Origin of the sequence: Bradyrhizobium algeriense, assembly GCF_003062295.1 — a bacterium.
Classification (GTDB): Bacteria; Pseudomonadota; Alphaproteobacteria; order Rhizobiales; family Xanthobacteraceae; genus Bradyrhizobium; species Bradyrhizobium algeriense.
Window position 1 is genome coordinate 198,532 of the sequence record NZ_PYCN01000001.1, and the last position, 21,685, is coordinate 220,216.

22 protein-coding genes are annotated in these 21,685 nt (G+C 62.1%); 13 read left to right on the top strand and 9 right to left on the bottom strand.

Features of this window, described 5'->3' with window-relative positions; all coding sequences use genetic code 11:
- Nucleotides 1–75 precede the first annotated feature (75 nt).
- Both C7G61_RS00970 and mbfA read left to right on the top strand, forming a co-directional pair.
- Complete coding sequence (locus C7G61_RS00970; protein ID WP_108512204.1) at nt 76–1,224, top strand: alpha/beta fold hydrolase; 1,149 nt, start codon at nt 76–78, stop codon at nt 1,222–1,224.
- Between the two features lie 87 nt (nt 1,225–1,311).
- Nucleotides 1,312–2,283 carry an iron exporter MbfA gene (gene mbfA / locus C7G61_RS00975; RefSeq protein ID WP_108512205.1) on the top strand — a complete coding sequence of 324 codons (972 nt, stop codon included), beginning with the start codon at nt 1,312–1,314 and terminating at the stop codon, nt 2,281–2,283.
- On the opposite strand, the gene C7G61_RS00980 is transcribed toward mbfA, so the two are convergent.
- Nucleotides 2,280–2,828: a GNAT family N-acetyltransferase gene (locus C7G61_RS00980; protein ID WP_244608088.1), complete on the bottom strand. Its 549-nt coding sequence runs from the start codon at nt 2,826–2,828 to the stop codon at nt 2,280–2,282. The genes mbfA and C7G61_RS00980 overlap by 4 nt on opposite strands.
- Nucleotides 2,829–3,080: 252 nt before the next feature.
- Here C7G61_RS00980 and C7G61_RS00985 point away from each other — a divergent pair, with 252 nt between their 5' ends.
- From C7G61_RS00985 to C7G61_RS00995, 3 genes are all read left to right on the top strand, one after another.
- Nucleotides 3,081–4,553: an amidase gene (locus C7G61_RS00985; protein ID WP_108512207.1), complete on the top strand. Its 1,473-nt coding sequence runs from the start codon at nt 3,081–3,083 to the stop codon at nt 4,551–4,553.
- Between the two features lie 126 nt (nt 4,554–4,679).
- The gene (locus C7G61_RS00990) at nt 4,680–5,189 is read left to right on the top strand and encodes a hypothetical protein (RefSeq protein ID WP_145963534.1); all 510 of its coding nucleotides are present in this window, start codon (nt 4,680–4,682) and stop codon (nt 5,187–5,189) included.
- Between the two features lie 40 nt (nt 5,190–5,229).
- On the top strand, nt 5,230–5,583 hold the full coding sequence (locus C7G61_RS00995; protein WP_108512209.1) for a nuclear transport factor 2 family protein: 354 nt from the start codon (nt 5,230–5,232) through the stop codon (nt 5,581–5,583).
- A 148-nt stretch (nt 5,584–5,731) separates the two neighbouring features.
- On the opposite strand, the gene C7G61_RS01000 is transcribed toward C7G61_RS00995, so the two are convergent.
- Together C7G61_RS01000 and C7G61_RS01005 are read right to left on the bottom strand one after the other, a co-directional pair.
- Complete coding sequence (locus C7G61_RS01000; RefSeq protein WP_108512210.1) at nt 5,732–6,820, bottom strand: Zn-dependent alcohol dehydrogenase; 1,089 nt, start codon at nt 6,818–6,820, stop codon at nt 5,732–5,734.
- 49 nt (nt 6,821–6,869) lie between these two features.
- The gene (locus C7G61_RS01005; RefSeq protein ID WP_108512211.1) at nt 6,870–8,651 is read right to left on the bottom strand and encodes an acyl-CoA dehydrogenase family protein; all 1,782 of its coding nucleotides are present in this window, start codon (nt 8,649–8,651) and stop codon (nt 6,870–6,872) included.
- A 282-nt stretch (nt 8,652–8,933) separates the two neighbouring features.
- On the opposite strand from C7G61_RS01005, the gene C7G61_RS01010 reads away from it, so the two are divergent.
- On the top strand, nt 8,934–9,635 hold the full coding sequence (locus C7G61_RS01010; protein WP_108512212.1) for an SDR family NAD(P)-dependent oxidoreductase: 702 nt from the start codon (nt 8,934–8,936) through the stop codon (nt 9,633–9,635).
- Between the two features lie 116 nt (nt 9,636–9,751).
- On the top strand, nt 9,752–10,582 hold the full coding sequence (locus C7G61_RS01015) for an enoyl-CoA hydratase (protein WP_108512213.1): 831 nt from the start codon (nt 9,752–9,754) through the stop codon (nt 10,580–10,582).
- Nucleotides 10,583–10,666: 84 nt separating this feature from the next.
- Here C7G61_RS01015 and C7G61_RS01020 read toward each other — a convergent pair whose 3' ends face one another.
- Nucleotides 10,667–11,287, bottom strand: a complete 621-nt coding sequence (locus tag C7G61_RS01020; protein ID WP_108512214.1) for a GNAT family N-acetyltransferase — start codon at nt 11,285–11,287, stop codon at nt 10,667–10,669.
- A gap of 72 nt (nt 11,288–11,359) precedes the next feature.
- A complete protein-coding gene (locus tag C7G61_RS01025) occupies nt 11,360–11,563 on the bottom strand; it encodes a DUF1127 domain-containing protein (protein WP_190241609.1) in 204 nt (67 codons plus the stop codon).
- 114 nt (nt 11,564–11,677) lie between these two features.
- Here C7G61_RS01025 and C7G61_RS01030 point away from each other — a divergent pair, with 114 nt between their 5' ends.
- The 6 genes from C7G61_RS01030 (at nt 11,678) to C7G61_RS43745 (ending at nt 17,511) form a co-directional block, all read left to right on the top strand.
- Nucleotides 11,678–12,577 carry a transcriptional regulator GcvA gene (locus tag C7G61_RS01030; protein ID WP_108512215.1) on the top strand — a complete coding sequence of 300 codons (900 nt, stop codon included), beginning with the start codon at nt 11,678–11,680 and terminating at the stop codon, nt 12,575–12,577.
- 177 nt (nt 12,578–12,754) lie between these two features.
- Nucleotides 12,755–14,155, top strand: coding sequence for an FAD-dependent tricarballylate dehydrogenase TcuA (tcuA, locus tag C7G61_RS01035; RefSeq protein WP_108512216.1), 1,401 nt, complete (start codon nt 12,755–12,757; stop codon nt 14,153–14,155).
- A 27-nt stretch (nt 14,156–14,182) separates the two neighbouring features.
- On the top strand, nt 14,183–15,214 hold the full coding sequence (locus C7G61_RS01040) for an alpha/beta hydrolase (protein WP_108512217.1): 1,032 nt from the start codon (nt 14,183–14,185) through the stop codon (nt 15,212–15,214).
- 30 nt (nt 15,215–15,244) lie between these two features.
- On the top strand, nt 15,245–16,351 hold the full coding sequence (tcuB, locus tag C7G61_RS01045; protein WP_108512218.1) for a tricarballylate utilization 4Fe-4S protein TcuB: 1,107 nt from the start codon (nt 15,245–15,247) through the stop codon (nt 16,349–16,351).
- A gap of 291 nt (nt 16,352–16,642) precedes the next feature.
- Nucleotides 16,643–16,927 carry a hypothetical protein gene (locus tag C7G61_RS01050; RefSeq protein ID WP_108512219.1) on the top strand — a complete coding sequence of 95 codons (285 nt, stop codon included), beginning with the start codon at nt 16,643–16,645 and terminating at the stop codon, nt 16,925–16,927.
- 374 nt (nt 16,928–17,301) lie between these two features.
- Complete coding sequence (locus tag C7G61_RS43745) at nt 17,302–17,511, top strand: hypothetical protein (protein WP_145963535.1); 210 nt, start codon at nt 17,302–17,304, stop codon at nt 17,509–17,511.
- 318 nt (nt 17,512–17,829) lie between these two features.
- Here the strand turns inward: C7G61_RS43745 and C7G61_RS01055 are convergent, their stop codons facing one another.
- From C7G61_RS01055 to C7G61_RS01070, 4 genes are all read right to left on the bottom strand, one after another.
- Entirely contained in the window at nt 17,830–18,435 is a 606-nt protein-coding gene (locus C7G61_RS01055) for a DedA family protein (protein WP_145963536.1), read from the bottom strand.
- Nucleotides 18,436–18,708: 273 nt separating this feature from the next.
- Nucleotides 18,709–20,001 carry a TRAP transporter large permease gene (locus tag C7G61_RS01060; protein WP_108512221.1) on the bottom strand — a complete coding sequence of 431 codons (1,293 nt, stop codon included), beginning with the start codon at nt 19,999–20,001 and terminating at the stop codon, nt 18,709–18,711.
- Between the two features lie 16 nt (nt 20,002–20,017).
- Nucleotides 20,018–20,512 carry a TRAP transporter small permease gene (locus C7G61_RS01065; protein ID WP_108512222.1) on the bottom strand — a complete coding sequence of 165 codons (495 nt, stop codon included), beginning with the start codon at nt 20,510–20,512 and terminating at the stop codon, nt 20,018–20,020.
- A 10-nt stretch (nt 20,513–20,522) separates the two neighbouring features.
- Nucleotides 20,523–21,512: a C4-dicarboxylate TRAP transporter substrate-binding protein gene (locus C7G61_RS01070; protein WP_108512223.1), complete on the bottom strand. Its 990-nt coding sequence runs from the start codon at nt 21,510–21,512 to the stop codon at nt 20,523–20,525.
- Nucleotides 21,513–21,685 lie beyond the last annotated feature (173 nt).

The window sequence follows — 21,685 nt, forward strand, 5'->3', positions numbered from 1 at the left end:
CATCCACGTCTTTAGAGTCTGACGGCAAAGAGACGTGGATGGCCCGAACAAGTCCGGCCATGACGAGGAAACACAATGACCATCCTCCCCGAGATCCCGCTCCCCTCCTCCATCCGCTCCCGATACGTCGACAACATCAACGGCCTGCGCATGCACGTGCTCGAAGCCGGTTTCGAGACGCGTGGCCGGCCCTGCGTGCTGCTGCTGCATGGTTTCCCCGAACTCGCCTTCTCCTGGCGCAAGGTGATGCCGGTTCTCGCAGAAGCCGGATACCACGTGATCGCGCCGGACCAGCGCGGCTATGGCCGCACCACCGGATGGGACCCGGATTACGACGGCGATCTCGCCTCGTTCCGGCTCACCAACCTGGTGCGCGACACGCTCGGGCTGGTGTCGGCGTTCGGCTATCGCAGCGTTGACGCCGTCATCGGGCATGATTTCGGCTCTTCGGTCGCCGCCTGGTGCGCGCTGATCCGGCCCGACGTGTTTCGCTCGGTCCTCATGATGAGCGCGCCGTTCGCCGGCCCGCCATCCCTACCCTTCAACACGGTGCACGAACCCGCCAGGCCCGTCGATGATCCCATTCACCGCGACCTTGCAGCGCTGCCGCGCCCGCGAAAACATTACCAATGGTACTACTCGACGCGCGAGGCGAATGCCGACATGCACCATGCGCCGCAAGGCGTGCACGATTTCCTGCGCGCCTACTATCATCACAAGAGCGCGGACTGGAAGGACAACCAGCCCTATCCGCTGAAGTCATGGTCGGCGGACGAAATCGCAAAACTGCCGACCTATTATGTGATGGACCTCGCCAAGGACATGGCCGCGACGGTTGCGGCAGAAATGCCCTCGGCCGCCGAAATTGCCGCCAACAAATGGCTGCCGGACAGCGAGCTTGCCTTCTACAGCGCCGAGTACGAACGCAACGGATTCCAGGGCGGGCTGCAATGGTATCGCTGCGGCACCTCGGGCGCGTTTTTGCCGGAACTGCAGACCTGGTCAGGCCGCACCATCGACGTGCGCTCTGCCTTCATCTCGGGCAAGCAGGACTGGGGCACCTATCAGCGCCCCGGCGTGTACGAGGCCATGCAGAAGGCCTGCACCAACATGATCGGCAGCCATCTCGTCGATGGCGCGGGCCACTGGGTGCAGCAGGAGCAGCCCAACGAAGTGAGCTGGCTGCTGGTGCAATTCTTGCGAGGGACGAAGGCGAACGCTTAGACGAAGGCGAACCAGGCCACGCCCGGCAATTGACCGCGGCGGCAGCCAATATTAGAACTATTCTAAATTGAGAAAAGGCGCTGTCCCGTGAAGAATTTCGCCGATCTGACCGAACGCGAAGTGCTGGCTGTCGCGATCTCTTCCGAGGAGGAGGACAGCCGCATCTACATGACGTTCGCGGAAGACCTCGTGGAACGCTATCCGGATTCGGCCAAGGTGTTCGAGGAGATGGCCGAGGAGGAACGCGGCCACCGCCATCGGCTGCTGGAACTGTACGAGCAGCGCTTTGGCGCGCATCTGCCGCCGATCCGCCGCGAGGACGTCAAGGGCTTCCTGAGGCGTCGCCCGATCTGGCTGACCAAGAACCTGTCGCTCGACACCATCCGCAAGGAAGTCGAGACGATGGAGCTCCAGGCCGAGCAATTCTACATCAAGGCCGCAGAGCAGGCCGACGATGTCGGCGTGCGCCGCTTGCTCGGCGACCTCGCCGAGGAAGAAAGGGGCCACGAGAAGCTCGCAGTGAAGCTGACCGGCGAGATCCTCAGCCCGGATGTGCGCGCCGAGGAAGACAAGACGCGCCGGCGTATGTTCGTGCTGCAATATGTGCAGCCGGGGTTAGCCGGATTGATGGACGGCTCGGTCTCGACGCTGGCGCCATTGTTCGCCGCCGCCTTTGCCACGCATCAGAACTGGCAGACGTTTCTGGTGGGACTAGCCGCCTCGATCGGCGCCGGCATCAGCATGGGCTTTGCCGAAGCGCTCTCGGATGATGGCTCGCTGACGGGGCGCGGCTCGCCATGGCTGCGCGGCATCATCTGCGGGTTGATGACGACGCTCGGCGGGCTCGGCCACACTTTTCCCTATCTGGTGCCGGATTCCTGGCCGAACGCATTCTGGATCGCCACCGCCATCGCCTGCGTCGTGGTGTTCTTCGAACTATGGGCGATTGCCTTCATCCGCGCACGTTACATGGACACGCCATTCCTGCAGGCGGCATTCCAGATCGTGCTTGGCGGCGGCATCGTGCTGGCGGTCGGGATATTGATCGGCGGGGCTTAGGCCGCATCTCCGTTCGCGGTTGCGGGGTCTTCCGAGATCCGGCCGAACATCCGAAAATCATGGAACGCACCTTTGAACCATGCCTTTTGCCGCAACGTGCCTTCATACTGAAAGCCTGACTTTTCCAGCACGCGGTCGGACGCGGCATTACCGGGCATCGTCCAGGCATCGATGCGATTGAGCCTGAAGGTCTCATGCCCGCACGCGACCACGGCCCGCACCGCTTCCGTCATCAGGCCCTTGCCCCAATAATCCGGATGCAGTTCGTAGCCGATTTGGCCGCACCGCCATTTCTTCTCGAAACTGTTGAAACGGATCGCACCGGCCAGCGCCTTTGAGCCGCTGATCTCGATGATCCAGGCGCAACCCTTGCCGGACCCGTGGGCCTTGGACATCCAGCGCACGAAACGTTCGACCTGCGTCATGGACGGCGCATCGGGCCAATTGGAAAAACGCGTTACGTCGGGAACCGACAATAGCGCCCGAAACGCGGGGACATCCTTTGGCGTCGCGGCCCGCAAGGTCAGACGCCTGGTGGACAACACGGGAAATCTCCGGCGCGCCGTAGGTGGCATGGTTTCCTCTCGTCAATTTACTTCGCAGACGTTCCAGACGATTGATCTCATCGGCCCGCGCTGTTTTCATTTTCGTTGATCGGGAGACTAGCGTGCAAACGCCGCCTTCGCCAAGCGGCTAGCAACATGGCGTGCTCGCCGCTGTACAGCCATTGCTCTTGCCGCGCGTGCACAAACTGAGCATCATCCGCGCCGCATCGAAAGACAGAGCGGGAGTACGCCTTGGCCAAATCGCAATGGAGCTTCAAGACCGCCGTTGAATTGTCGGCAGCCCTCGCTGCCAAAAAGGTTTCAGCCGTCGAACTGGCAGAGGACGCCATCGCCCGGATCGAGCGGCACGACGCGAAGATCAATGCGATTTGCGTTCGCGATTTCGAGCGCGGCCTTGCCGCGGCCCGCGCCGCCGATGCCGAACTCGCACGCGGCGTGAAGAAGCCGTTGCTCGGCCTGCCCGTGACGCTCAAGGAATCCTATAACGTCGCGGGATTGCCGACGACATGGGGGATTCCGACGCAGAAGGATTTTACGCCGAGGGAAGACGCGTTGCCGGTCTCGTGGGTCAAGGATGCCGGCGGGGTCATCCTCGGCAAGACCAACGTCCCGCTTGGGCTCGCCGACTGGCAGAGCTACAACGAGATCTACGGCACCACCAACAACCCCTTTGATCTCGGCCGCACGCCCGGCGGCTCCTCCGGTGGATCGTCGGCGGCGCTCGCGGCGGGCTATGGACCGCTGTCGCTCGGCTCCGACATCGGCGGCTCCTTGCGCGTGCCGGCGTTTCATTGCGGTGTCTACGCGCACAAGCCGACGTTCGACCTCGTCGCCATGCGCGGCCACACGCCGCCGCCACTGCCGCCGCTACCCTCCACGCGCGACCTCAGCGTGATCGGGCCGATGGCGCGCGGCGCGGCCGACCTGTCGCTGTTGCTCGACGTGATCGCGGGGCCCGACCCGCTCGAATCCGGCAAGGCCTATAGCCTCACGCTGCCGCCGCCGCGTCACACGGAGATGAAGAATTTCCGCGTGCTCTTGCTCGACACCGATCCGGTAATGCCGACCGACAGTGTGGTGCGCGGCACGCTGGAAACGCTTGCCGGAAATCTCACCAAGGCCGGCGTCAAGATCGACCGCACCAGTCCGCTGCTGCCTGATTTCGCCGCATCAAGCCGGCTCTACATGCGGATGCTGATGTCGTTCCTTGCGGCCTCCTTTGCGCCAGAAGCCTACGCCGGCGCGCTGGCGGCCGCCGCGTCGCTGCCCGCCGAAGACATAAGCCTCGCCGCCGAGCGCCTGCGCGGCATTACGCTCAGCCACCGCGACTGGTTGATGGCCGATGGCGGACGCTCCCGGCTGCGCGCGCAATGGCGCGAACTTTTCAAGACCTATGACGTGGTGATCTGCCCGATCATGCCGACGCCGGCCTATCCGCACGATCATTCCGACGACCAGGAGAAGCGCCGCATCAGGATCGACGGCAAGGATTACGTCTATCCCGACCAGCTTTCCTGGCCCGGCATCGCCACCTTGCCCGGCCTGCCCTCCACCGCGATCCCGACCGGCTTTGCGCCGGATGGACTGCCGGTCGGCGTACAGATCGTCGGCCCCTGGCTGGAAGACCGCACGCCCTTGAAGCTGGCGGAACTGATCGAGCAGGAATTCGGCGGGTTCAAGCCGCCGCCGATGTTTGATGATTAGAGATTCCCCGGGCCGGGAGGTGCGCGAAAATACACCTCCTCGCCGTGAGGGTGAAGCGGTATCGTTGATAGCGCCATGCGGACTTTCATACGAAGCGTCATCGCCGTTGTTGCCGGCTTCCTGCTGATGTGGCCGCTTGGCTATGCCTATGCCACACTCAGCTGGCCAACATTCCACTTGTGGGGGCTGATGCATGGCACCTTTGTCGCGGCTTGGCCGACCCTGTCGATCCTGGCATTCTTGTCACTGGGGTATCTGCCGCTTTTCCGGCGCATCGACGACACAGCGCTTCTGATCGCCGGCCTTGTTTGGGGTCTGTTGCTGGCCAGCGCTTTCAACATCCGCCATGCTCTCGGCTTTGAGATCGCCTATGGCCTGTTCGGCGCCACGACCGTTGTCGTTGCAGTACTCTGCACCTTTGCCAAACACCGGCTCCGCCTGGCGTTGCTCGTGATATCACCGCTTGTTTTCCTGAACCTGGATCTTCTGCTGGCACCACCGGCGCTTGAACAATTCCTGTCTCGAGCCATCTTTGATCTCAAGGGGCTCTTGCCGCCAGTCGCATTCTCGCTTGCGGGTTACGTGCTTGGTTCGCTCGCCCGCGTCGCGATCAATCGCTCGCCGAGAACGGCGTGACGGATGCTCTGCAGTTGAGGAACAAGAACCGGAGGAAATCATGAACAACGACCTCGCCGAGCTGACAGAGCTCAACCACGACTATGTCGCGTCCGTGCAGAATTCCGACGTCAAGCGCTTTGACGAAATCCTCGCAGCCGATTTCTACTGCTCTAATCCCGACAAGTCGCTGGTCGATCGCGCCGCGTTCCTACGACAGACCGCAAAGCCGGTCGCGATCAAGAACCTGCGCGCGGAAGACGTGAAGATCAGAATCCTCGGCGACTTCGCCATCATTCACGCAGCGACGAGCTACACCACGCCGGATGGCCAACAGGCGCACGGCCGCTATACCGATTGCTGGGCCAAGCAGAACGGCAAGTGGCTCGCAGTGTCAGCGCATGTGACGCGGTAATAACGCCCGTCATTCCGGGGCGCGCGCCAGCGCGAACCTCAGATGCGCAATTGCGCATTGGGGAATCCAGAGGTCGTGGCGCGAGATTCTCAGGTGCGCAATTGCGCACCATAGTTCAGCCCTGCGGGCTGCCCCGGAATGACGACCGTCAACTATCAAACATGATCACGCTGCGCAGCGTCTTGCCGGCCTTCATGTTGGCAAAGCCCTCATTTATCTCGGAGAGCTTCAGCTTGGCCGAGATCCAGTCTTCCAGATGCAGCTTGCCGCGCATGTAGAATTCGACCAGGCGGGGCATGTCGACGCGGAAATGGTTGGAGCCCATCGACGACCCCTGGATCCGGCGCTCCCTGAGGAAGTCGAAGCCATGCAGCTCGATCTTCTGGCCGAACGGGATCATGCCGACGATGGTCGCGGTGCCGCCGGCCGCCAGCATGGCAAAGGACTGCTCGGCGGTTTCCTTGCGGCCCAGCACCTCGAAGGAGTGATGCACGCCGCCGCCGGTGAGTTCGCGCACCTGCTGCACGACGTCGCCGCGGGAGGGATCGACGATATCAGTAGCGCCGAGCTTGGTGGCAAGCTGCAATTTCACCGGGTTGGTATCGATCGCGATGATGCGGCCGGCGCCCGCGATCGCAGCCCCATTGATCGCGGCCATGCCGACACCGCCGCAACCGATCACGGCGACCGTCTCTCCGGCCTGGACCTTGGCGGTGTTCACCACCGCGCCATAGCCGGTGATGACGCCGCAGCCGATCAGCGCCGCCAGCTCCAGCGGCATGTCCTTCCGGATTTTGACGATGGCGTTTTCGTGCACCAGCATCTGCTCGGCGAAGGACGAGAGGTTGAGGAACTGATGGAGCTTCTCATCACGCGCCCAGGACAGCCGGTTGGACTGGCCGGGCAGCATTTTTACTGTCGTGTCGGTGCAGAGCACCGTGCGGCCGGTGGTGCAGTTGTCGCAGGTGCCGCAGAACACCGACAGGCAGGTCACGACGTGATCGCCGGGTTTCACATAGGTGACGTCGGAACCGACCATTTCGACGACGCCGGCGGATTCATGGCCAAGCACGGCCGGCAGCGGATGCGGATACAGACCCTCCATGAAATGCAGGTCGGAATGACAGAGGCCGGCGACGCGCGTGCGGATCAGGACTTCGCGCGGGCCGGGATTTGGCACGCTGACATCCTCGATCACCAGCGGCTTGTTGACTTCATGCAGGACGGCGGCCTTCATCGGGTACTCCCTGTAATTTATGTTATTTTGAACCAGAACTAACGGCAGCCTACGCCGCGACGAGCAATTCGCCAACCTCGGCCATGCCGACGTTGCGCTCGCCGAGCAAATGATCGGTGATGGCGCGCTGCGTCGCGTTTTCCGCAAGCCGGAACGGGTCGCCCGCCGCAACGCGGTGGTCAACCACCATGCGCGACAGCAATAGCCGCTTGGCATCGCCGCGCATTTCGTGGATGCGACCGCCCTCCCAGGCCAGCGCGACCGCGCTGGCGACATGATAGAGCAGGCTGGTGGCGCGCCGCGCATCGCCCTCATTGTCGCTCCGGCTGGCCACTTCGCGCGCGAAGCCGACGGCGCGGTCGGTCAAGTCCCGCAGGCGGTCGCGCCAGGCCTGCGGCACGTTGGCGCTGTCGTCGAGACGGGCGTGCAGGTCCGCCGCCAACGCCGCATCGGCACCGTGACGACCGACCGCGCGCGTCAGCGCATCGATCGCGACGATGTTGCCGGTGCCTTCCCAGATCGATCCGAGATGGGCATCGCGCAGCAGCCGCGCAGTGGCGAATTCCTCGATATAGCCGATGCCACCGCGCATCTCCAAGGCATCGCCGCAGACTTTTCGTGCATCGCGCGTCGCGCGGAATTTCAGGGTCGGCGTCAGGATCCGCAGCAGCGCCGCCGCATCCTGGCTGCCGGCCTCCGCCCGATCGAGCGCATCTGCCGTGAGAAAACTCACCGACAGCGCCTGCTCGGTCGGCAGCATGATCTTCATCAATTGCCGGCGCGCCAGCGGCAAGTCGACGATACGCTGGCCGAACACCACGCGATTTTTCGCGACCGTCATCGCGTCATGATACGCGCGCCGCATCAGCGCGGTGGATTTGACGCCATTACTAAGCCGCGAGGAATTGACCATCTCGGCCATCTGTACAAAACCGCGATCGAGCTTGCCGACCGCATAGGCAATCGCACCCTCGAACTTGATCTCGCCGGATGCCATCGAACGGGTGCCGAGCTTGTCCTTCAGGCGAACGATCCGATAGTGGTTTTGCGAGCCGTCGTCGAGGTGCCGCGGCATCAGGAACAGCCCGACGCCGCGCGTGCCGGGACCTGCTCCCTCGGGCCGCGCCAACAGCATCACCACCTTGGCATCGGCATTGGAGCAGAACCACTTTTCGCCATAGAGCCGCCAGTGGTCGCCTTCCTGCACGGCTTTCGTCGTCAGCGTGCCGACGTCGGAGCCGCCCTCCTTCTCGGTCATGAACTGGCCGCCCTGGGTGAGTTTGCTCATGTCGGTCTGGGTCAGGCCGTCCAGATACTTCGCCTTTAGCGCTTCGCTGCCGAAATTGTTGAGTAGTTTGGCACAGCCGTCGGTGACGTTGATCGGACAGCCCATGCCGAACTCGGTCTGATTGAACAGGAACGTGAAGGCGTGCTTGGCCACCACAGGGTATTTGTCCGGCCAGCCCATGATGCCCTTGCGGATCGACAGCGCGTGAATGCCGAACTCGCCGAACGCGGCTTTTTCCAGTTCGCGATAGGCCGGGTGATATTCGATGTATTGGGTATCGCGGCCGAACTTGTCGCGCTGGTGCAGCACCGGCGTGTGGCGGTCGGCGAGCCGCGCGCATTCGTCGAGATAGCCGCCGGCCAGCTCGCCGAGGCGATCGAGATGCGGCTCGATATGGCGGAACAATGCATCAGGGAGATGCAAGCGAAGCAGATCCGTCAATGCCGGATCGGCCCGGTAGAAATTCATTCCCGTCGTATCAGGCGCGAGCAATCCCGGCTGATTGACTGCCGCTGATGCACGGTCCTGCATAAGTGGATGCATTTTTAGCCCTTGTCCGTTCCGCCCCATATTGATCATCTACCGATAGCGCAGGCGGACGCGCCGTCAACAACCATCATTGGAGGACCGCCCCATGGCGGACGGATACCGCATCATCGGCACCGGGATGTCGTTGCTATTTCCGCTGCAAGGACATTCGGCTCCAATGGATTTTTGCGAAACGCAGCCGACGGGTGCGATCTCGAGCCTATCCTCGCCTCCTCGGGTTGCCTTGCGAGATTGCGCGCCTAGATACCAAGTCTTGACCACCGGAGGACCGCGCCCATGGAATCGCCAAAATACAAGATTGCCCTGATCGTCGGTGCCGGCGAAGGATTGAGCGCATCGCTGGCGCGGTTGCTCGCGCGCGAAGGCATTAAGGTTGCCCTCGCCGCACGCAAAATCGAAAAGCTCGGCGCGCTCTGCACCGAGACGGGCGCTCGCGCCTTTGCCTGCAATGCGACCGAAGCCGAGGAGGTCGAGCGTCTGTTCGGCATGGTCGAGCGTGAGATCGGCACACCCGATATCGTCGTCTACAACGCCAGCGGGCGGGTGCGCGGCGCCTTTACTGATCTGGTGCCGGCGGATGTTGCGCAGGCGATTGCGGTTTCCGGTTTCGGCGGCTTCCAGGTGGCGCAGCAGGCGGCGCTCCGTATGCTGCCGAACAAGCACGGCGCGATCCTGTTCACCGGCGCCTCCGCCAGCGTCAAGGGCTATCCGCAATCGGCGCCGTTTGCGATGGGCAAATTCGCGCTACGCGGGCTCGCCCAGAGCATGGCGCGCGAATTGTCGCCGCAGGGTATTCATGTCGCGCATTTCGTCATCGACGGCGGCATCCGCAGCGCGGCGCGTAGCGAGCCGGCCGACCGGCCGGACTCGATGCTCGATCCGGATGCGATTGCATTGAGCTACTGGAGCGTACTGCAGCAACCGCGCAGCGCCTGGACCTGGGAGGTCGAACTGCGTCCGTGGGTGGAGAAGTTTTAACAACCAATGCCGTCATTCCGGGGCGATGCGAAGCATCGAACCCGGAATCTCGAGATTCCGGGTCTGGTCCTTCGGACCATCCCGGAATGACGGGGCTAACAACAACTGGGGGACACATGACCACCGAAACCAAAATCGACACCGGCACCGACGAACTGCTCTGCGTGATCCGCGACCGCGTCGCCATCATCACGCTGAACCGTCCCGAGGCGCGCAACGCGATGTCGGATAATCTGACCCCGGCCTTGCGCAACATGATCAAGGCCTGCGGTGAGAATCCCGATGTCGGCGTGTTGCTGCTCACTGGCGCGGGCACCGCGTTCTGCGCCGGCGGCAACGTCAAGGGCATGGGGGCGAATCGCGACAAGACTAAGCTCGCAATGTCCCATGACGAGCGGGTCGCCGATCTGCAGGAGCGACAGCGTCTCCTGACCGGCGCGCTAGTCTCGGTGCGCAAGCCGACCATTGCCGCCCTGCCCGGCCCCGCGGTCGGCGCCGGGCTCGCTCTGGCGATGGCCTGCGACATGCGAATCGCCGCGCAATCGGCATTCCTTTCCACCGGCTACCTCAAGGTGGGTCTGAGCGGCGATTATGGTATCGCCTGGCTCCTGACACGATTGGTCGGCACGTCGCGGGCACGAGAATTGATGTTCACTTGCGACAGGGTCGATGCGGCCAGGTGCGAGGCGATCGGCTTGGTGAACCGCGTGGTCCCCGACGACAGGCTGCACGCGGAGGCCTTCGCGCTCGCTAAATCGATCGCCGAAGGACCGACGATCGCGATCCGCTACATGAAGGACAATCTGGACGAAGCCTTGATGTTCGATTTCGCCACAGCGCGCGATCATGAGGCCGAGCGCATGATCCGAGCCCAGGTGACAGCCGACCACAGGGAGGCCGCGCAGGCCTTCATCGACAAGCGCAAACCGGTGTTCAGGGGAAGTTGAGCGGCGCCGTAGCCCGGATGAAGCGGAGCGCGCTGTCAGGAGAAAATAGCCCGGTTCTGGTACGGCCAGAACCGGGCTCAGTCGTCAAGCCGCAAGCGAGGACATTGCGCTGGGAGAGACGGCGGCAAGCCGCCAACTGGCGCATGGGATTTCCTGCGGTTCGACATGGACCTGCTTCTGGAAGCGCGTCAGCTTCCAGTCGCCGGGGGTATTGGTGAAGGCGTAGCCGGCCTTGCGAGCGAGCGCGATCATCGCGTCATTGGAGCGCAGCGTGTCGCCGAACACGCGCGCGGCACCGAATGAAGCCGCGCGGCATTCCAGATTCTTCAACAGCGCCTTGCCGATGCCATGACCCTGCCAGCGGTCGTCGATCGACAGGCCGAATTCGATCGAGGCGGTTTCGCTGTCAAAGGCATACCGCGCTTCGCCGACGATGGTCTCGCGGCCGTCAATTAGCATGGTCGCGATCACGCTGAACCGGTCAGCCTCGCCGACATGGATGAAGCGATCGAGTTCGGATGGCGGCAGTTCGCTGGCCGCGCCGAGAAAACGGTTGTAGCGGGAGCGCGTCGTCAGCGAGCGGAAATAGTTCTGCAGCGCCCCGGCATCGCGCGGCTCGACGAAGCGCACGGTCACAGCCTCGCCGTGCCGTGAACGCAGCACGTCAGAATATTGTTTGAGATCGTCGAGGCGCATCGTGCTCATGGGTCGCTCCCGCGGAGCTCAGGAAAATTGGCCGGCGTCCCCGTGATCAGGCGACGCCGGCCTGGCTGCCATCTAGGCCCGCCAGAACGGCTTTTCGGTCTCGTAGGCGATGTCGCTCCAGGAGATGCCGATGTCATGGAGTTCCCGCTCGGACCACTGGGCCAGCTCGCGACGTGACCGGTAGCGCTGCCGCCAGAGATTTAGGGTTTCGGCCACCTGGGTCAAAAAGCCAGTACCATGATGATTTATCATCGATTCATGCGTGTAAGTGGACATTCTCAGCTCCTATAGTAATCTGTTGCCGCGAATATCTGTCCTATTAGAGCCATTCACAAACGACACTTTGTACCGTTTCGGATGATATAAGCTCATGTATCTGGGGACCGCTGAATGACCGCCAGGCTGCCGTCGCTGAATGGATTGCGGGCATTTGAGGCCGCCGCCCGGCATTTGAGCTTCACTCAGGCGGCGTCCGAGCTGAATGTCACGCAGACCGCGATCAGCCATCAGATCAAGCGGCTGGAGGAAGAGCTCGGCGTTCGCCTGTTCATCCGCCAGAACCGTTCGCTGACGCTGACGCAGCAGGCGCAGGAATATCTCCCCGGCATCCGCGCCGCGTTCAACGATCTCAGGCTTGCGACCGACCGCCTGCTGCGCAAGGACGACGACCATGTGCTGACGGTCTCGACACTGGCCTCGCTCGCCGCCAAATGGCTGTTGCCGCGGCTGACCGCCTTTCAGGAAGCCCATCGCGGCATCGACGTGCGCATCACCACCTCGACCAACCTGGTCGACTTCCAGCGCGACAATGTCGATGCCGGAATCCGCTACGGCCGCGGCCAATGGCCGGGCGTTCGCGCCGACTGGCTGATGGCGGACGAACTCTTCCCGGTCTGCAGCCCGGCGCTGCTTGAAGGCAACAAACCGCTGAAATGCCCCGAGGACCTCCGGGATCACGTGCTGCTGCATACCAGCAACATCAACAGCGACGACTGGCGGCTGTGGCTGACGGCGGCCGGACTGCCGGCCGATTTTTCGAAACAGCCGGGCGTCACTTTCGACCTGATCTTCATGACGGTACAGGCTGCGATTGACGGCCTCGGCGTCGCGATGGGCCGCACCGCCTATGTGCAGGAAGATATCGCCAAGGGCCGGCTGGTGGTTCCGTTCAATATCGCGCTGCCGACCGACGCCGGGTTCTATCTGGTCTCGCCCGCGGGACGAACCGATCCGCCAAAGCTGTCGGCCTTCCGGCAATGGCTGCTTGCGTCCGTGCAGAACAAGCCCTGACGCAACAGATATTTCGAAATGCGAATTGCATGCGACATCGTCGCATGACGCCACCCTCCGGAACGCACGAGACGCGTGACGCGGCCTCTTCAGCAGGCTAGAAAAACGCCGGGGCGGATGGACTTGCCCGGCCGGGCGCCGGTTTGATTTCCATGCCAACAACGATAACAAGAGCGCATGGTCGATCTCACTCAAAAATTCGATGTGCTTGTCATCGGCGGCGGCAACGCCGCTTTGTGCGCCGCGATCAGCGCACGGCGCGCGGGCGCCTCCGTGCTGGTGCTGGAGGGCGCGCCAAAGTTCTATCGCGGCGGCAACACCCGCCACACCCGCAACATGCGTTGCGCGCATGATGCCGCTACCGGGATTCTCACCGGCCCCTATACGGAAGAGGAGTTCTGGGACGATCTGTTGCGCCTGACCGGCGGGCAGACCGACGAGGAACTGGCAAAGTTCATGATCGCCGAGTCCAAGGACATCCTGAACTGGATCGTCGAACAGGGCGTGCGCTGGCAGCCCTCGCTCGGCGGCACGCTAAGCCTTGGTCGCACCAATTCGTTCTTCCTCGGCGGCGGCAGGGCGATGCTGAATGCGCTTTATCTCACTGCCGAAAAACTCGGCGTCGAGATCGTCTACGATGCCGAGGTGACTGACCTTGAGATCGAGGACGGCATGTTCTTGTCCGCAAAGCTGAAGCAGCCGATCGATGGCGCCTCCGAAATCCGCGCTTCGGCGCTGGTCGCCGCCGCCGGTGGATTTGAAGCCAACATCGAATGGCTCAAGGAATACTGGGGCGATGCCGCCGACAACTTCCTGATCCGCGGCACGCCCTATAACCGCGGCTCCATTCTTAAGCTCCTGCTCGACAAGGGCGTGCAGGACATCGGCGATCCCACCCAATGCCATGCGGTCGCGATCGACGCCCGCGCGCCGAAATTCGACGGCGGCATCATCACCCGGCACGACTCGGTCGTGTTCGGCATCGTCGTCAACAAGCACGCCCAGCGCTTCTACGACGAGGGCGAAGACATCTGGCCGAAGCGCTACGCGATCTGGGGCCGGCTGGTGGCCGCCCAGCCGGATCAGATCGCTTACATCATTTTCGATTCCACCGTTGTCACCAGCTTCATGCCGACGCTGTTTCCGCCGATTGCGGGTACAACGCTTGCCGAGCTCGCCGATAAGCTCGGGCTCGAACCGGCCGGGCTGGAGAAAACGGTGACCGATTTCAATGCCGCGGTGCAGCCCGGCACCTTCGACCACACCATCCTCGACGACTGCCGCACCGAAGGCATCACGCCGCCGAAGACCCATTGGGCGCGCAGGATCGAGACGGCGCCTTTTCTCGCCTATCCGGTGCGGCCCGGCATCACTTTCACCTATCTCGGCACCCGCGTGAACAAGCAGTCGCGCATGGTGATGAAGGACGGCAAGCCTTCCGCCAACATGTTCGCGGCCGGCGAGATCATGGCCGGCAACGTGCTCGGCAAGGGATATGCCGCCGGCATCGGCATGACCATCGGCAGCGTGTTCGGCCGCGTGGCGGGACGGGAAGCGGCGAAGAATGCGAAGAACTAGATGCCTTCGAGACCTGAGGGAGGATTCATGACACGCCTTGTGATTATTTCTGCAGTAGCGGTTCTGATCAGCACGACGCTCGCCAACGCCGCCGAGCCGATTGCGCTGCGCGACATGGGCTCGTTCCATGTCGGCGGGCGGCTGGTCGAGATTTCCGGCAAGCCGGTGAAGGAAGTCACCTTCACGCCCGGCGGCGTGCCGGCGAAGGTTGACCCCAACGGCACCTATCAGGTCGAGCAGATGTATGTGCAGTATTTTCTGCCCGCCAACGAGAAGGGCGCCTATCCGCTGCTGATGTGGCACGGCGGCGGGTTGACTGGCGTCACCTACGAGACGACGCCGGACGGACGCGAGGGCTGGCTGAACTATTTCCTGCGCAAGGGCTGGGCCGTCTATAATTCCGACGCGGTCGAGCGCGGCCGCGCCGGCTGGGCGCAATACCCCGACATCTTCAAGAGCGAGCCGGTGTTCCTCACCACCGCCAATCCGTTCGAGCGTTTTCGCATCGGCGACGGCGCGGGCTCCTATGATCCCGATCCGGCCAAGCGCACGCTGATGCCGGGCAGCCAGTTTCCGAACGACGGTTACGAGAATTTCGTCAAGCAGAACGTGCCGCGCTGGACCACCACCGATGACGCGATCATCGCCGCCTATATCGCCGAGATCGACCGCGTCGGCCCTTCCATCATCCTGTTCCACAGCCAGGCCGGCAGTTTTGGCTTCAAGGTGGCGCAGGCGCGGCCCGACAAGGTCAAGGCCTTGATTGCGATCGAGCCCGCCGGCCTCGGCGATCCCGCCAAGGTCGATACCTTGAAAAACATCCCGACGCTGATCGTCTATGGCGACTACATCGAGAAGGATTCGCGCTGGCCGAAAATCCGCGCCAACGGCATCGCCTTTGCGGACGCCGTCAAGGCCGCCGGCGGTAGCGTCGATGTCGTCGACCTGCCGCAAGCCGGCATCAAGGGTAATTCGCACATGGTGATGATGGACAAGAACAATGCCGAGGTCGCCGCCCTGATCCAGAAATGGCTCGAGGGCAAGGGGCTGACGAAGTAAGCGGGCCGGCGCGAGCGCAGGAAGCAACAGATGCACGGAACGCGAATTCTGGAGGAAGCCGACCGGCTGATGACGGTCTGCAATTCCTGCCGCTATTGCGAGGGGCTCTGCGCGGTATTTCCGGCGATGGAAATGCGCCGGGCGTTTTCCGATGGCGACCTCAACTACCTCGCCAATCTCTGCCATTCCTGCGGCGCCTGCTACACCGACTGCCAGTTCTCGCCGCCGCATGAATTCGACGTCAATGTGCCGAAGACGCTGGCCGTGGCGCGTGCCGAGTCCTACGCGGCCTATACGTGGCCCCGCGCCTTCTCCGGCGCCTTCGCGCGCAACGGGCTCGTCATCAGCCTCGTTGCCGCGCTCAGCGTCGCCGCGTTCATCTTCGGCTTCGCGGCGCTGAACGACCGGCAGGTGCTGTTTGGCACCCACACCGGGCCGGGCGCGTTCTACAAACTGATGCCGCACAATGCGATGGCGGCCCTGTTCGGCGCGGCGTTCCTGTACGCGATCGTCGCGCTCGTGAAGGGCGTGCGCGCGTTCTGGCGCGACATCGGCGAGCCCGTGGGCATGAAGACCGATATCGGCGCTCTGTTGCAAGCGATCCGTGATGCCGGCGAGTTGCGCTACCTCGACGGCGGCGGGGTCGGCTGCTTCAACGAGGACGACCGCCCGACCGATCGCCGCAAGCTTTATCACCATTTCACCTTCTACGGTTTTGTCCTTTGCTTCGCTGCGACCTGCGTCGCGACGCTGTATCATTATCTGCTGGCGCGCGAGGCGCCGTATGCATGGTGGGATCTGCCGGTCGTGCTCGGCACGCTCGGCGGTATCGGGCTGCTGATCGGGCCGGTCGGCTTGCTCACTGAACGATGGAAGCGCGATCCCGTGCTGGTCGATGAAGCGCGCTACGGCATGGATATCGCGTTCATCGTGATGCTGTTTCTTACCAGCCTGACCGGCATGGCATTGCTGATCCTGCGCGAGACGGCGGCAATGGGGCCGCTGCTGGCGCTGCATCTCGGCGTGGTGTTCTCGCTGTTCGTCACCATGCCCTACGGCAAGTTCGTGCACGGCATCTATCGTTTCGTCGCGCTGGTGCGTTATGCGATGGAGCGGAAGGCGATGGGGCATATCTGACTTCGTCGTTGCGAGCGAAGCGAAGCAATCCATGGCGCGGCATGCGGAGAGGTGGATTGCTTCGCGGAGCCTGTCATCGGGCGCGCATTCGCGCGACCCGTTGGCTCGCAATGACGGCGAGAGTTCGTAGGGTGGGCGAAGCGAGAACAAGCAAAGCGCACGTTCATTCACATTGCGGTTACTCGGGGACCGAACTTTTCAGCCGCACCCCCGAACCGGTTTTCGTCTGGCGTCGTCGAACTCCTGTGCGAGCCATTCCGGCATCGCCCAATGAAGGAATGGAGAGTACAGATGTCGATGAAGTTAATGCTGTCTGCGGCAGCCTTGGTCGCGCTCGGCGCGACGAGCGCCGTGGCCGCCCCCGCTTTCGTGGCGGGCCCGTACTGCGAGCAGGCGGTGTCGCGGCAGGCTTGCAGCAATCATATCATCTATGTGGAGCAGCTTCGCGCCCGCAGCCGCCGCGACATTTCACTGAGCTACATGAGGAATCTCGATCCGCGCGAAAACCAGGCGCTGCGTGATGCCGGCGGAGGTGGTGGCGGAGGTGGCGGAGGTGGCGGCGGCGGTGGCCGATAAATAATACCGACCTCGCAATGCGTGATGGCGGATTAGCGCCGTAGGGTGGGCAAAGGCGCAATTGCGCCGTGCCCACCATTCCATCAACAGCGTTTGCCTTGAATGGTGGGCACGCTTCCGCCTTCGCCCGTTGAGCTACGGCGGACAAGTCGCTTTGCCCACCCGACGACATCCATTGCTCAATCCGCTCACACACCATCCTCAGCCGTTGATTCGATTCACCGCAACGTGACTGCTTCGCGCATTTGCACGGGAAGGTGCTAATTAATGCACGAATGCGCGCTATTTGGTCTGGCATTAGCGCTTACCAGTACCTATCTGTGAATCAGGAAGGAAATTCGCCCCAAGGACAACTCCTATAATGGAGCCATCTAATGGCGAATGTTCTAACCACTGGGGCCTGGCTTTCTGCTCCGACCAAAAAACCCTCATTTTTTGCACGATTATTGCGCGCCCACGCCGAGTCCAATCAGCGGCGGGCCGACCGCGTTGTTGAGGCGTATATTGCTGCCCACGGGCTGCAGAAGCTGTCTGATGATGCAGAGCGGCAAATCAGTCGCTTGCTTGTCAAGCCGGGCCAATAGCCATGGTCACACTCATCCTCATGCACTTGGCAACCAAGCTCGCCCGTTTTGGCAACGAGGTTGGTGAAACGTGGCGCGAAACGCAGCGGCTTCGTCGCACCCTTGCCGGCCCAATAGAGGAGTAAGCGAAAGCGCAGGGTGAGCAAGGGCGCAGAAGCGCCGTGCTCCACCATCGCGCATACGCTCTGGGCGCCTGGAGCCCGTCATCACTGCGCGAGCGCAATTGCGCTCGTCGAGGGGCGCGCATTCGTGCGCCCCGGTGGCTTTTCTACGCTGTGCGCATCGCCATCCGGCGATCCGCAACCGCTCGCACCCGCTTCAGTATCGCTCCACGATCTGCTCGAGCTTCCTGCTGAGCAACCAGGACAGGCCGAGGAACGCGACCAGCATCACGATGCCCAGGCCCGAAGAGGCATTGTTGATGGACGTCTCGGAGAATTGACCGAAGGCATAGCCGGCCGAGACAACGACGCCGGACCAAAGGCCGGCAGCTGCGAAGTTGAGCGCGAGGAATGTGGACCAGGGCAGCCGCGATATGCCGTAGGCAAATCCCGCGAGCCCGCGGATGCCATGCGGGAAACGATGAAACAGGATCATCCAGACATAGTGGCGGTCCGTCAGGCGGACGACGGTATTCACGGGGCGCTCGAACCGCGGAAAACGAAGGAGCAAGCGGGCGCCGTAGCGCCGCCCGATCCAGAAACGAATGACGTCGCCGGCGAAACTGCCGAACCAGCAGATCACGATGAGCGTGCCAAGACCCAGCGCGCCCGAATGCGCCGCATAGCCTGCGAACAGCGCAAGCAGCAGGCTATGCGAGGCCGCATAGGCAAACATGAAACTGTAGGCCGCATCGCCATGCTGACGTATGAGGTCGAGGAACGAGGTCAGATCCGTCGGAAACAGCAATGTAAGCCCAACCACTCATGTGAATATTTTCCCCCAGATGAGTGGGTTCGGCCTGAACGCTAGCACTCCGCGGAAGGCCACGGAAGCCAATAGGCCGGCCTACGGCCGGCAGTTTTGCACGCCGAGCGTGTTTGCAAGCGAGGCGAGTCGTACAACGGGTTAGGGACGCGTACCTATCAATCGAGCTTGATCGATGCGGCTTGATCGATGTCCGCCACGCCCCGATCGCGGTCAAATTCCGCAGCGCAGCGAATAACGCGATGGCCAGGAGCGACCGCCCGTTCGATCTCATCGCAAATCGGCACCGAAGATCATATCAGGGACAAGCAAGACCAGTGAGGGGACAAAGATCAGTATCAAGGTCACCACGGTGACGGCGATCAAGAACGGCGTCGAGTCCCGGGTGTACTCATTGATAGGACAACGCAGCACCTGGCAGGTGACGAACATGGCGGCGCCGACGGGCGGCGTGTAGTTTCCGATCGTGGCAGCAATAATGAACACGAGCCCGAAATGGACCGGATCAATCCCGTACTTCGTCACCAGCGGAAGGAAGATGGGCGTCAGCATGATGATGAGCACCGAGCCTTCCATGAAGGTGCCGGCGATCAGGATGAAGAGCACGATGAGCACCATTACAACGTGCGCGGTTTCCGTCACACCCAGCATCCAATCGGAAATCACCTCGGGTATTCGCTCAAACACGATGCCGTAACCAAAGATGGCCGAGAGCGCGAGCAGGAACATCACGGCCCCGACATCGACCAGGCTGCCCTCAATGGCTTCACAGAAACCCGCGAACGTCAGCATCCGGTAAGCGAAGAACCCCACCGCCACCGCATAGATGACCGCGAAGGCTCCAATTTCCGATGGCGTGAAGATGCCGTAACGCAATCCCGCCAACAGCATGATGGGAAACAGGATCGCCCAGATGCCACCCCACGACGCCAGCAGGATTTCACGCCCAGTCGCCCGCGTCTCGCGTTCCGGCCCGTAGCCGCGGCGGTGGGCGGTGATGGCAATCGCAACGGCGAGAGCTGCCCACAGCATGAGGCCCGGAATAATGCCGGCGGCAAACAGCCGTCCGATCGAGACCTGGCCGACTGTGCCATACAGGATGAAACCGATCCCGGGGGGAATGATTGGCGCCAGCAGAGAACCGTACGAAACCACGCCGGCCGCATAGCCGCGGGCATAGCCGCGCTTGAGCATCTGCAAACCGATGATGCGGGCATTCATGGCGGCGTCGGCAATCGAGGATCCCGTCACCCCGCTCATCAGCGTTGAGAGTGCAATAGAGGTCTGCGCCAGACTGCCGTGCATTCTTCCTGTCAGCACCGTGGCCAGCTTGAGCAGGTTGGTCGTGATGCCGGAGTTGTTGAGAAAATTGCCGGCGAGGATAAAAAGCGGAACCGCGAGCAGCGCGAAATTCTGCGTCTCGGTTACCGTTACCTGTATCGGGATTGTTGCCGGCAGTTCCGGATGCTGGATGAAGAACAGCGCGCCGGCAATTCCAATCGCGAAGGCAACTGGCATTCCGATCAGCATCAGTACTGTGAACGCAATGATTACGATCAGCATGGCTATGCGCGTCGGATCATATGACGTCGACGGCGCGATATTCGGTGCGCTCGCCCCGGAGCTCTCCGCGGACCTTGAGCGCGGTTGTCACGATCAGCAGCGCCGCGCCGACCGGCAAGCTCATTGTGACCCAGGAGTAGCTGACTTCCGGTATACCCTGGAAGCTGCGTACCCGACTGATCCACGATAAATAGGCGCCCATCACGAGGAGGTAAAACAGGAACGCGGTAATCAATGCGTAGTTCACCATACGCAGCGCCGTCCGGAGCTTGTCCGGCAGGCGACTGGCGAAAACTTCGATGGCCATCATGCTATTCTTCCGCCAGGCAATGTCGGCGCACAGAAAGCAGGCCCAGGCGAACAGGGCGGTCGAAACATCCGTCGACCAGTTGATCGGATGGCCCAGCATCCGCATGACGCCGCCAAGAAAGATAAGGATTACCATCACGATAAGAAACACGGAGGCGATCCATGCCTCGGCGGCGCATACACGCTGGTAGATTTTCTGCATTCAGCGGAACCTACTTGCCGATTTCCTTATGCACCGCGTTCCTGGCGTCGGTGATCTTCAGGACCTCGAACGCTTTGTCGCCGGCCTTCCGGAAAGCGGCGAGATCGACATCCTTGTTGATCGTCATGCCGCGAGACTTCAATTGCTGCTCAACTTCTTCCTCCAGCCTCAGGATCTGACGCGATGTCTCCTCTCCGGCTCGATCGGCCTCTTCCACCAGCGCGTCCTGATACTCCTTCGGCAGGCTGTCGAACCATTTGGCGCTGACGACTTCGAAGTTGATCAGCATGATGTGCCTTGTCTCATTCGCGACTTTAAGCACCTCGTAGAAGCGGCCGCCTGGAATGTTGTTGTAAACCAGCTCGACACCATCGATCGCCCGCTGCTGCAATCCCGGGTACATATCGCCGAATGCCATCGCTACCGGAACGGCACCGAGCGCGCGTATCGACTCTTGCCAAATTGGCGCCGGCGGCGTGCGGATGCGCAGGCCCTTCAGATCGTCCGGCGTCTTTATCGGCTTGTTCGTAAAGAAATGTCGATAGCCTTGCACCCAGTTGAAAGACACCACCTTGAGCCCGAACTTGGTCGCGAGTTCTTCCTGCCATTTTGCGACGGTCGGCGCTTTGCGCAGCTTGGCAACCTCTTCCAGCGTCTCGGCGAAATAAGGTCCGTTCATCACGGCGATGCCGGGAACGTAGTTTCCCATGCGCGCGGCGTCGGTGTTCTGGCCGATATTGGCTCCCTGCCTGATCTGCTCGATGATGTCTTCCTCGAGACCCAGTTGCGCGGAATGGAAGACATCGATCTTGAGGCCGCCATTGGTGCGCTGCTCGACGGCTTTGGCCCACTTCAGGAAGCCATCGTGGTATGGCTCCTTCGGGCCAAGCACGTGATTGAATTTTAGCGTGAATGTTTTCGGTGCCTGAGCCAAAACATTCGAACAGTCGAGCGCCCACAGGCCGAGCGCAGCACACGTGATCACAGCCAAATTCTTCATCACATCCTCCCTGCGGCTTTGTGCCGGCGTGCCGTCCCGCGCCTCCCGTCTTTTTCTTGCGGCGGCCATTCTGACGACAGCTTGCCGCCGAGGCCGATGCTAAACCGAATGAAATCAGGTGGACCTTGCTTTCTCATACCGTGAAACAGCGCGATAACCACCGCGAGGGTAAA